Raw genomic sequence first — 9,827 nt, forward strand, 5'->3', positions numbered from 1 at the left:
CGCGCCCCCTCTCAAGGGGAACGAAACAGGCAGTGGCGAGAGAAGACGCGGGCAGAACGCTCCTGCTCGGGACAACAACGGTGCCGAGACAGCAGGACCGTTGATGCACCTAACAGGCCGTTGGAAAACGTAGGCGAGGCAGCCAGCGCAAGGCGAAAACAGGCGAAAAAGCGCAGTTTACAAGTGGTAAATGAGCATTTTGACCTGGCTGGCGCACCAGACTGTTTTCAACGCAGCGATGGCAACGCAGGTAGTGTTTCAACGGCCTGCTAAGTGCCCCTGGGCTTGGCCCGGGCGGTGGCTTCGGCGATCAGCGGATCATCCGGCCAGTAGTGCTTGGGATAACGGCCCTTGAGGTCCTTCTTGACCTCGGCATAGGTGCTGCGCCAGAAATTCGCCAGGTCCTGGGTCACCTGCACCGGTCGGCGAGCCGGCGACAGCAGGTGCAACTTGACCGCCTGGCGGCCGTCGGCGATGCGTGGGGTTTCGGCCAGGCCGAACAGCTCTTGCAGGCGCACGGCGAGAATCGGCGGCTGCTCGCTGTAGTCCAGGCGGATCGAAGAGCCGGACGGCACCTTCAGGTGCTGCGGCGCCAGCTGGTCCAGGCGCTGGGGCAAGGGCCAGGGCAGCAGGCCGAGCAGGATGCCGGCCAGGTCCAGGTTGGCGAAGTGGGCCAGGCGCGAGACCTTGCCCAGGTACGGCGCCAACCAGTGCTCCAGCCCCTCAAGCAAGGCCGCATCGCTGACATCCGGCCACTGGCTTTCACTCTTGGCGGCCAGTTCCAGCTGGCGCAACAGGGCCACCCGGGCCTGCCACTGGCGCAGCTCGGGGGTCCAGGGCAACAGTTCCAGGCCCTTGCGCCGCACCAGCTGGACCAGGGCCAGGCAGCGGGCGCTTTCGTCCAGGCCCGGCAGCGGCTCGCGGCTGAGCACCAGTTCGCCCACCTTGCGTTGTCTTTCCGCCCGCAACAGGCCTTCACGCTCGTCCCAGTCCAACTGGTCGACGTTGCGCACCTGCTCGGCCAGCACCGTCTCGAACAGCGCTGGATCGAACTGCGCAGCCAGGTAGATCCGCTCCTCACGCTGGCCCTGGCGGCTGCCCAGGTCGGCGATCACCAGCCAGGGCTGCTTCATCAGGTTGTCGGGCTCGCTGAACAGGGCCGCACGGCCATTGGCCAGGCGGTACTCGGCGCCACCCGGGCGCCGTTGCTGGGCCACCCGATCGGGATAGGCCAGGGCCAGCAAGGCGCCGAGCCAGCGTGGATGCTCGGGATCGGCCACCGCCGCAACGGCTTGGCCGCGTAGGTAGCCGCGGTATTGGCGCGCCAGTTGCCGGGCCCGCTGCACGCCGCCCTGGGCGCCACGGGCAGCTCGCGCCTCACCCGAGAGCAGCACCAGGCGGCTGTGCAGGTCGGCGTCGGCACCCCGCAGGATGTCCCGCTCCCCAAGCAAGGCCGCGACATCGCAAGCCATCGCTGCCAACCCCAGGGACTGGCCACGCAACAACAGATGGGCGATCCGCGGGTGAGCCGGCAACTCGGCCATGGCCTGGCCGTGACGGGTCAGGTTGCCTTCCCCGTCGAGCGCGCCCAGGCGCATCAACAGCTCCCGAGCCTGGGCATAAGCCGCGGCGGGCGGCGCATCCAGCCAGGCCAACTGGTCCGGCGCCACGCCCCAGCGCGCCAGTTGCAACGCCAGGCCGGCCAGATCGGCCTGGAGTATCTCCGGGCTGGCATGGGCGGCCAGTTGTTCTTGCTGGTCCGCCGACCACAGCCGGTAGCACACTCCTGGCTCCAGGCGCCCGGCGCGACCGGCACGCTGGGTGGCGCTGGCCCGGGAGATGCGCTGGGTATCGAGGCGGGTCATGCCGCTGCCGGGATCGAAGCGCGGCACCCGCGCCAGCCCGGCATCCACCACGACCCGCACACCGTCGATGGTCAGGCTGGTCTCGGCGATGTTGGTGGCCAGCACCACCTTGCGCTTGCCCGGTGGCGCCGGATCGATGGCGGCGCGCTGGGCGGCAAGCTCCAGCTCGCCATGCAGCGGGCACAGCAGGATCTCGTCCCGCTCGCCCAAGGCCTCGCTCAATTGCTGGTGCACCCGGCGAATCTCCGCCTGGCCCGGGAGGAACACCAGCAGGCTGCCGCTCTCGTCATGGATCGCCTCCAGGACCGCCTGCACCACCCGCGGCTCGATGAACTCCCCGGGCTGGAACGGCCGGCCCCAGCGCTGGGCCACCGGGAACATGCGCCCCTCGCTGCGCAGGATCGGCGCATCGTCCAGCAACGCCGACAGGCGCTCGCCCTCCAGGGTCGCCGACATCAGCAGGATCTTCAGCGGTTGCTCGTCACGGAACAGTTCGCGGCCATTGAGGCTCAGGGCCAGGGCCAGGTCGGCATCCAGGCTGCGCTCGTGGAATTCATCGAAGATCAGCAGGCCGACCCCCTCCAGGGCCGGATCGTCCTGCAAGCGCCGGGTGAGAATGCCTTCGGTGACGACTTCGATACGGGTACGCGGGCCGACCTTGCTGTCCAGGCGAATGCGGTAGCCCACGGTTTCCCCAACCTTTTCCCCCAGCTCGCTGGCCAGGCGCTCGGCGGCGGCACGGGCGGCCAGGCGCCGGGGCTCGAGCATCAGGATGGTTTGCCCGGCCAGCCAATCCTGGTCCAGCAACGCCAGGGGCACGCGGGTAGTCTTGCCGGCGCCGGGCGGGGCTTCGAGCACCGCTTCGTGGCGTGTCGCCAAGGCGTCACGCAGTGCAGGCAAAACTTCATCGATCGGCAAGGATTTCATGCTGGCTCCAAAACAGAGGCGCGAGTATAACGGCGAACTGCCCGGGGCTGATCATGGTCTGAGTGCTGATCGACGAGACTCACCCCCCCGTACCATTTGCCCGGGCCTTCATGCCTGTTAGGAGATATCCATGCGTATTCCCCACCGTGTCATCGGCGGCATCCTGGTGACGACCTTGCTGACCCAGCTCACCGCCTGTGGCTCGATCTTCTTCCCCGACCGGCGCGGCCAGATCGACGGCAAGATCGATCCGGTGATCGTGGCGCTGGATGCCGTGGGCCTGCTGTTCTACGTGATCCCGGGGCTGATCGCCTTCGGCGTCGACTTCGCCACTGGCGCCATCTACCTGGAGCCGGGCAAGACCGCACAGGTCGCACCGGAGAAACTCCAGCAGGCCATCGGCGCCGACGGTACAGTCGACAAACGCAAGTTGCAGGCCATCCTCGAACAGGAGCTGGGGGGCCACTTCCCGCTGGACGACCCACGCCTGATCCAGCACAAGGGCAGCGTGCAACAACTGGCCCTGTACGGACTGCAACCGGCCGCTTGAACCCGCCACACAAGGAAACCCCATGATCGGTAGCCCGGAACACGCTCGCCTCCTGCGCCTCGCCACCCGCGCCTCGGTCACCGTGGCCGGCATCCTGATCCTGACCAAGGCCGTGGCCTGGTGGCTCAGCGGCTCGGTGAGCATGCTCGCCGGCCTGACCGACTCGGTGCTCGACGGCTTCACCTCGCTGCTCAACCTGCTGGCCGTGCACTACGCCCTGCGCCCGGCGGACGACGACCATCGCTACGGCCACGGCAAGGCCGAGTCCCTGGCCGGCATGGCCCAAGCCCTGTTCATCGCGGGCAGCGCGGTACTGATCGCCTTCCAGGCGGTCGAGCGCCTGCACCACCCGGAACCGGTCGGGGCGCCCTGGCTGAGCATCGGGGTGATCGTCCTGTCGCTGGTGCTGACCAGCGCCTTGCTGGTGTTGCAGCATCGGGTGATCCGGGCCACCGGCTCCAACGCGGTACGGGCCGACTCACTGCACTATCGCTCCGACCTGATGCTCAACGGCAGCATTCTCCTGGCCCTGGCCCTGGCGGCCTTCGGCTGGCAGCAGGTGGATGCCTGGTTCGGCCTGGGGATTGCCGTGTACATCCTCTGGAGCGCGATCCAGATCGCCCGGGAAAGCTTCTCGGTACTGATGGACGAGGAACTGCCGACCGAGGTCAGCCAGCACATGCTGGAACTGGCCTGTGCGGTCCCTGGAGTGTTGGGCGCGCATGATTTGCGGACGCGGATTTCCGGCAGCCGCTGGTTCGTCCAACTGCACCTGGAGCTGCCCGGCGACCTGACCCTGAGGGTGGCCCACGGCATCAGCGACCAGGCCGCCGATGCGATCCACGCCGCCTACCCGCGGGCCGAAGTGCTGGTGCACGCCGACCCGCAGGAAGTGGTCGAGGCCGCCAGGGCTCAGTAGGTCACCTGGTAGCCCCGTGAGCTCAGGCAATTGCCCTGGGCCTGGCGATAGGCCTGGACCACTTCGGGCGCCGGCTGGTAGGTCACGCTGGCCGGATCGAAACCACTCTGCTGCACCGCCCAGCGATAACAGTCGTAGCGGTCCTGCTCGACCTGCTGCGGCGGCTGGCCGTTGACCGGATAGGCCATGACGTCATAGCCATTGCCAACCGGTTGCGGCGCCCCCCCTGCCGGCGGCTCCACCACTACGTACTCCTGGGTACTGGCTTCATAGGTGTAGTAGGCACCAGCGGCAAGGAAGAACAGCGCACTGCCGATCCACACCTCACGCGCATAATCGGGCAGGTAACCGACGCGGATACCATAGGGCGGGGTCACCACCACATAACGGTTGCCCTGCGGGCGATACCAGTAGCCACCCGAAAAGAAGTAGTCATGACCACGATAGGGCACACGAACATTGCGCTCGGGGAAACGCTCGATCACATAACCCGGGCGGTATTGCGGACCCGGGCCCCAACCATTGCCACGGCCATCAGGACGACCCGGCCAGCGATAGTCATTGGGGTGGTGATGGTCAGGGCGCCAGCCAGGATTGCCGGCCTGCCAGTGCGGGTTGTAATCGTTGCGCCGCGGGATGTCCTGGTAATAACCGCGTTGTGGTTCCTGGGTCTGGCGCACGGTATCCGGGCGCGGCTGGATCGGCAGGTTCGCGGCCGGTGGCGGCGTTGGCCGTGCTTGCTGCTCGGCTTCGTGGCGAGGCCGTTCCTGCCACTGCCCATCCTGATGTTGAGGGCTGCGCTCGAACTGGCGGCTGTTGTCGCCACGAATGATTTCATTCTGCACACGGGGTGGCTGCGGGGCCGGCTGCTGGTATGCCGGATGGCCCTGGTTGTTCTCCCTGCGGCCCTCGGGAGCATGTTCGCGCTGGCCTCCGGCCTGCTCTCCCTGCTGGGGAGGGCGGCGTTCGTCTCGTTCATCGGCAAACACTTGCGCGCTAACGCTCACGCACAACACACCAACACCTGCCATACGCCAGATGCGCGACTTCATGCTCTTCCTCACTGCGAATGGGGGGACCTGAGTATAAGACTGGCAAAAGCCCAGGGCGGTTCTGCTAGAGATTATCAGTCACGAAACTTATTTCGCAGGCAATAAAAAAGGGTGGCCCGTCGGCCACCCCTTGAGATTTTGTCCGTGCTCGGCACTTGTGGCACCGGCTCACCTCACTCCGTCTTCTGGACAGGGTGCAGCCCGGGGGCCTGCCCAACCCTGTGGGGTTGGCGGCCGCGGCAGGCCTGATTCGGCGGGCCGCAGTGGACTCTATGTCCGGGCAGTGATTCTGGTGGTAAGAATAGGCCTCGCCTCGCGACAGGGGATTGCGAAGATTGCTTCGCGAAACAGCTCTTGCGCAATTTTTAACCCTAGATAGATAATTCGACGCAATAGTTAAGACAAAGGCCTGAATGATGAGCAAACTCGACCGCTATGACCTGAGCATTTTGGCGGAATTGCAACGCGACGCCCGCATCTCCAACCAGGAACTGGCCGAACGCATCGGCCTGTCGCCCTCGCCTTGCTCGCGCCGGGTCAAGCAGCTGGAAGACGATGGCTACATTTCCCGCCAGGTCGCGCTGCTGGATCGCAAGATGCTCGGCCTGAGCCTGACCGCCTACGTACTGATCGGCATGGACCGCCACACTCCGGAACGCTTCGAGAACTTCGAGTCGGCGATCCGCAACTTGCCCCAGGTGCTGGAATGCAGCCTGGTGACCGGGATGGATGCCGACTACCAGCTCAAGGTGGTGGTGCCGGACATGGACCACTACCAGAAGCTGCTGCTGGGCCACCTGACCCGGATCGAAGGCGTGACCAGCGTCCGTTCCAGCTTCGTGCTCAACCAGGTGCTCAATAGCACCGAACTACCCCTGACCCACCTGCGCAACTGATCCGGCAAGCCGCCAGGCGACCCCGGGCTGTGGCGACGTAACGCACGCAGATCAATGCCCGGGCCGGAACGCTTGGCGTATACTCGCCCGGCTTTTTTTGTCCTGCGCGCACTGGAGATGTTCGATGGATCCGGCAGTATTCGAAGAGTGGATGATGACAGGCCTGGTCAGCATCCTGATCATTTTCATGGGTTTCATCGTCTGGGACCTGGCCAAGAAATCCAAGGCAGGACGTTTTGGCTCGTTCATCCTGTTCTTCGTCCTGGGTCTTGGCGTAGCCGCGTTCATCATCAAGAGCGTGGTGATCGGCCTGATCGAAAGCGGCGCCCTATAGCCGCGCCGGCACTTCCTTCCACTGGCCTTGATCGAGGCCATCCAGGGTCCAGTCACCGATCCGCACCCGCACCAGGCGCAAGGTCGGCAAGCCCACCGCCGCCGTCATGCGCCGCACCTGGCGATTGCGCCCTTCACGGATCACCAGTTCCAGCCAGCTGGTCGGCACGCTCTTGCGAAAGCGCACCGGCGGATTGCGCGGCCACAGCTGCGGCTCCTCCAACTGCCGGGCCTGGGCCGGCAAGGTCATGCCGTCGTTCAACTCCACGCCGTCGCGCAAGCGCTGCAACTGCTCGGCACTGGGCTCGCCCTCCACCTGCACCCAATAGGTCTTGGCCAGCTTGTGCTTGGGATCGGCGATGCGCGCTTGCAATTGCCCGTCATTGGTCAATAGCAACAGGCCCTCGCTGTCACGATCCAGGCGCCCGGCGGGATAGACCCCGGGAATGGCGATGAAATCCTTTAGCGTCGCCCGGCCCTCGCCGTCGCTGAACTGGGTCAGCACATCGAACGGCTTGTTGAACAGGATCAACCGTGGCTCGACAGGCGGCGCCTTGGCCACGCGCTTGGCAGGGGGAGCGGAAAACGGCTTCGCGCCGGGGCGGCGGGAAGCGGGGCGAGGCGGACGAGACATAGAGGCGGGAACATTCAGCGATCAGGACCGACCATGCTAGTGGCCTGATCGCCAAATGACCATGGGCAGGCAATCAGCGGAACGGTGGCTCGTCGAAGCTGCGCAGTTTGCGCGAGTGCAGGGAGTTGAGTTCGCTGCGCAGCAGGTCCACGGCCTCGATACCGATCTTCAGGTGCTGGCTGACCGCGCGCTCGTAGAAAGCGTTGGCCGAGCCCGGCAGCTTGATCTCGCTGTGCAGGGGCTTGTCCGAAACGCACAGCAAGGTGCCGTAGGGCACCCGCAGGCGATAGCCCTGGGCGGCAATGGTGCCGCTTTCCATGTCCACCGCCACGGCCCGGGACAGGTTGATCAGCGGTCGCTCCTCGGCCCAGCGCAATTCCCAGTTGCGGTCGTCGTAGGTCAGCACGGTGCCGGTGCGCAGGCGCTTCTTCAGTTGCTCGCCCTTCTCCCCGGTGACGTTGGCCGCCGCTTGTTGCAGCGCCAGCTGGACCTCGGCCAGGGCCGGGATCGGGATGTTCGGCGGCACCACGCGGTCGAGGATGCCGTCGCGGCGCATGTAGGCGTGGGCCAGCACATAGTCGCCGATGGTCTGGGACTGCCGCAGGCCACCGCAGTGGCCGATCATCAGCCAGCAGTGCGGACGCAGCACGGCCAGGTGGTCGGTGATGTTCTTGGCATTGGACGGGCCGACGCCGATGTTCACCAGGGTCACGCCGTGGCCATCGCTGGCCTGCAGGTGATAGGCCGGCATCTGGTAGCGATGCCAGACCACGCCGGCGGCGATGGCCGAGGCCTCGCCGTGGTCCATGCCCTTCTCGATGATCACGTTGCCCGGCAGCACCATGCGCACGAAGCGCGGATCGCTGCGCAGTTGCTCAAGGCCATGGACGATGAACTGGTCGACGTAGCGGTGGTAGTTGGTCAGCAGGATCCACGGCTGTACATGGCGCCAGTCGCTGCCGGTGTAATGCACCAGGCGGCGCAGGGAGAAATCCACCCGCGCGGCGTCGAACAACGCCAGCGGCAGCGGATTGGCGTTTTCCCAGTTGTACAGGCCGTCGGCGATGCCATCGGTGGCGGCCGACAGGTCGGTGCTCGGGAAAACCCGGGCCAGGGCCGCGGCGGTCACGCCGGAGCCGGCCAGTTCATCGCCCTGCTCGACGACATAGGGATAAGGAATGTTCTGCTCGCTGACCCCCACTTCCACCGTCACGGTGAAATCGTGCATCAGTGGCTCCAGCTGCTCGAGCAGGTAATTGCGGAAGGCCGCGGGGTGGGTGACGGTGACGCTGTAGGTGCCTGGCAGCTGGACCTTGGCGTAGGCCCGGGTGGTCTGCGGCACTTCACCCTGGCAGTGATAGGTCAGGCGCAGTTCGGGATAACGGAACAACGCGCGCTGCTCGGCATCCGGTTCGATGCGCTCCTTGAGGTAACGCTTGAGCGCCTGGCTCAGCGCCGTGGTGGCCCGCTCGTGCAGAGCAGCCAGCCGATCCACGGCTTGTTCGGCGGATTGAACGACAATAAAAGCTTCGGTCACGATGAGCACCCTGTGTTCTGATCTTGCAGGCGTCCATCTTGCCTGCAACCTCGCCCCACGGAAACAGTGGCATCGTGGCCAGGGCCGGCAAACCGGCCCTCATGCCCCTCAGAAGCCTTGTGGCGTTGAGCGAGCGACGATGGCGGCCACATCCAGCCCCCGCGGCAGGGTGCCATAGGCCCGACCGGACTGGCCACCCAGGCGACTGGCGATGAAGGCATCGGCGACCACCTGGTTGCCGGCCTCCAGCAGCAGCTTGGCCTGCAACCCCAGGGCAACGTCCTCGGTCAGCTGGCGAGCGCGGTACTGGATATCATCGGTGTCCTTGAAGCTCTCCTTCAATCCAGCGATATGGCTGGCCAGGCGCCGGTCGCCATGGCCATCGCCCAGCTCGGCGAACAGCGCGTCGAGCACGCCCGGCTCCTTCGACAGGGCCCGCAGCACATCCAGGCACTGGACGTTGCCGGAGCCTTCCCAGGTGGAGTTCACCGGCGCCTCGCGGTACAACCGCGGCAGGATGCTGTCCTCGACATAACCGGCGCCGCCCATGCATTCGGCGGCTTCGTTGATCATGGCCGGGGCGCGCTTGCAGATCCAATACTTGCCCACCGCCGTCACCAGGCGCGAGAACTTCGCTTCCTGGGCGTCATCCTGATGATCCAGGGCCCGGCCCATGCGCATGCTCAGGGCCAGGGCCGCTTCGCTCTCCAGGGCCAGGTCGGCCAGCACGTTCTGCATCAGCGGCTGCTCGCCGAGGACCCGGCCGCCGACGCTGCGATGGGCACAATGGTGGCTGGCCTGGGTCAGGGCCTGGCGCATCAGCGAGCTGGAACCCACCATGCAGTCGAAGCGGGTCATGGCCACCATCTCGATGATGGTCGGCACGCCCCGCCCTTCCTCGCCGACCATCCAGGCCAGGGCGCCACGGAACTCCACTTCGCTGGAGGCGTTGGACTGGTTGCCCAGCTTGTTCTTCAGGCGCTGGATATAGAACTGGTTACGGCTGTCGTCAGGACGATGCCGGGGCAGCAGGAAGCAGGTCAGGCCCTTGTCGGTCTGGGCCAGGGTGAGGAAGGCATCGCACATCGGCGCCGAGCAGAACCACTTGTGCCCC

At 65.9% G+C, this 9,827-nt stretch carries 9 protein-coding genes; 4 read left to right on the top strand and 5 right to left on the bottom strand.

Features of this window, described 5'->3' with window-relative positions:
- Positions 1–269: 269 nt before the first annotated feature.
- The gene (gene hrpB / locus ACK6AU_RS30315; RefSeq protein WP_409303351.1) at positions 270–2,792 is read right to left on the bottom strand and encodes an ATP-dependent helicase HrpB; all 2,523 of its coding nucleotides are present in this window, start codon (positions 2,790–2,792) and stop codon (positions 270–272) included.
- A 130-nt stretch (positions 2,793–2,922) separates the two neighbouring features.
- On the opposite strand from hrpB, the gene ACK6AU_RS30320 reads away from it, so the two are divergent.
- The gene (locus ACK6AU_RS30320) at positions 2,923–3,342 is read left to right on the top strand and encodes a hypothetical protein (protein ID WP_022641172.1); all 420 of its coding nucleotides are present in this window, start codon (positions 2,923–2,925) and stop codon (positions 3,340–3,342) included.
- Between the two features lie 22 nt (positions 3,343–3,364).
- Positions 3,365–4,261: a cation diffusion facilitator family transporter gene (locus tag ACK6AU_RS30325; protein ID WP_185698277.1), complete on the top strand. Its 897-nt coding sequence runs from the start codon at positions 3,365–3,367 to the stop codon at positions 4,259–4,261.
- On the opposite strand, the gene ACK6AU_RS30330 is transcribed toward ACK6AU_RS30325, so the two are convergent.
- Positions 4,255–5,313 carry a DUF6515 family protein gene (locus ACK6AU_RS30330; RefSeq protein ID WP_409303354.1) on the bottom strand — a complete coding sequence of 353 codons (1,059 nt, stop codon included), beginning with the start codon at positions 5,311–5,313 and terminating at the stop codon, positions 4,255–4,257. The two genes, ACK6AU_RS30325 and ACK6AU_RS30330, sit on opposite strands and share 7 nt — an antisense overlap.
- A 416-nt stretch (positions 5,314–5,729) precedes the next feature.
- Here ACK6AU_RS30330 and ACK6AU_RS30335 point away from each other — a divergent pair, with 416 nt between their 5' ends.
- Complete coding sequence (locus tag ACK6AU_RS30335; RefSeq protein ID WP_185698276.1) at positions 5,730–6,209, top strand: Lrp/AsnC family transcriptional regulator; 480 nt, start codon at positions 5,730–5,732, stop codon at positions 6,207–6,209.
- Positions 6,210–6,333: 124 nt separating this feature from the next.
- Complete coding sequence (locus tag ACK6AU_RS30340; protein WP_003228500.1) at positions 6,334–6,543, top strand: DUF2788 domain-containing protein; 210 nt, start codon at positions 6,334–6,336, stop codon at positions 6,541–6,543.
- Here ACK6AU_RS30340 and ACK6AU_RS30345 read toward each other — a convergent pair.
- The 3 genes from ACK6AU_RS30345 to ACK6AU_RS30355 all read right to left on the bottom strand — a co-directional run.
- Positions 6,538–7,104, bottom strand: coding sequence for a pseudouridine synthase (locus tag ACK6AU_RS30345; RefSeq protein WP_185698385.1), 567 nt, complete (start codon positions 7,102–7,104; stop codon positions 6,538–6,540). The two genes, ACK6AU_RS30340 and ACK6AU_RS30345, sit on opposite strands and share 6 nt — an antisense overlap.
- Positions 7,105–7,249: 145 nt before the next feature.
- A complete protein-coding gene (gene amn, locus ACK6AU_RS30350; protein WP_185698275.1) occupies positions 7,250–8,713 on the bottom strand; it encodes an AMP nucleosidase in 1,464 nt (487 codons plus the stop codon).
- Positions 8,714–8,821: 108 nt separating this feature from the next.
- Positions 8,822–9,827 (bottom strand): acyl-CoA dehydrogenase family protein (locus tag ACK6AU_RS30355; RefSeq protein WP_409303356.1); only part of this gene is annotated, 1,006 nt, incomplete at its 5' end.

Origin of the sequence: Pseudomonas sp. KCJK8993, assembly GCF_046230915.1 — a bacterium.
Lineage (GTDB): Bacteria > Pseudomonadota > Gammaproteobacteria > Pseudomonadales > Pseudomonadaceae > Aquipseudomonas > Aquipseudomonas piscis.

Bases quoted from the DNA above. Each gene is read 5' to 3' on its own strand.
- hrpB (WP_409303351.1), bottom strand. From the start codon at position 2,792: ATGAAATCCTTGCCGATCGATGAAGTTTTGCCTGCACTGCGTGACGCC.
- ACK6AU_RS30320 (WP_022641172.1), top strand. From the start codon at position 2,923: ATGCGTATTCCCCACCGTGTCATCGGCGGCATCCTGGTGACGACCTTG.
- ACK6AU_RS30325 (WP_185698277.1), top strand. From the start codon at position 3,365: ATGATCGGTAGCCCGGAACACGCTCGCCTCCTGCGCCTCGCCACCCGC.
- ACK6AU_RS30330 (WP_409303354.1), bottom strand. From the start codon at position 5,313: ATGAAGTCGCGCATCTGGCGTATGGCAGGTGTTGGTGTGTTGTGCGTG.
- ACK6AU_RS30335 (WP_185698276.1), top strand. From the start codon at position 5,730: ATGAGCAAACTCGACCGCTATGACCTGAGCATTTTGGCGGAATTGCAA.
- ACK6AU_RS30340 (WP_003228500.1), top strand. From the start codon at position 6,334: ATGGATCCGGCAGTATTCGAAGAGTGGATGATGACAGGCCTGGTCAGC.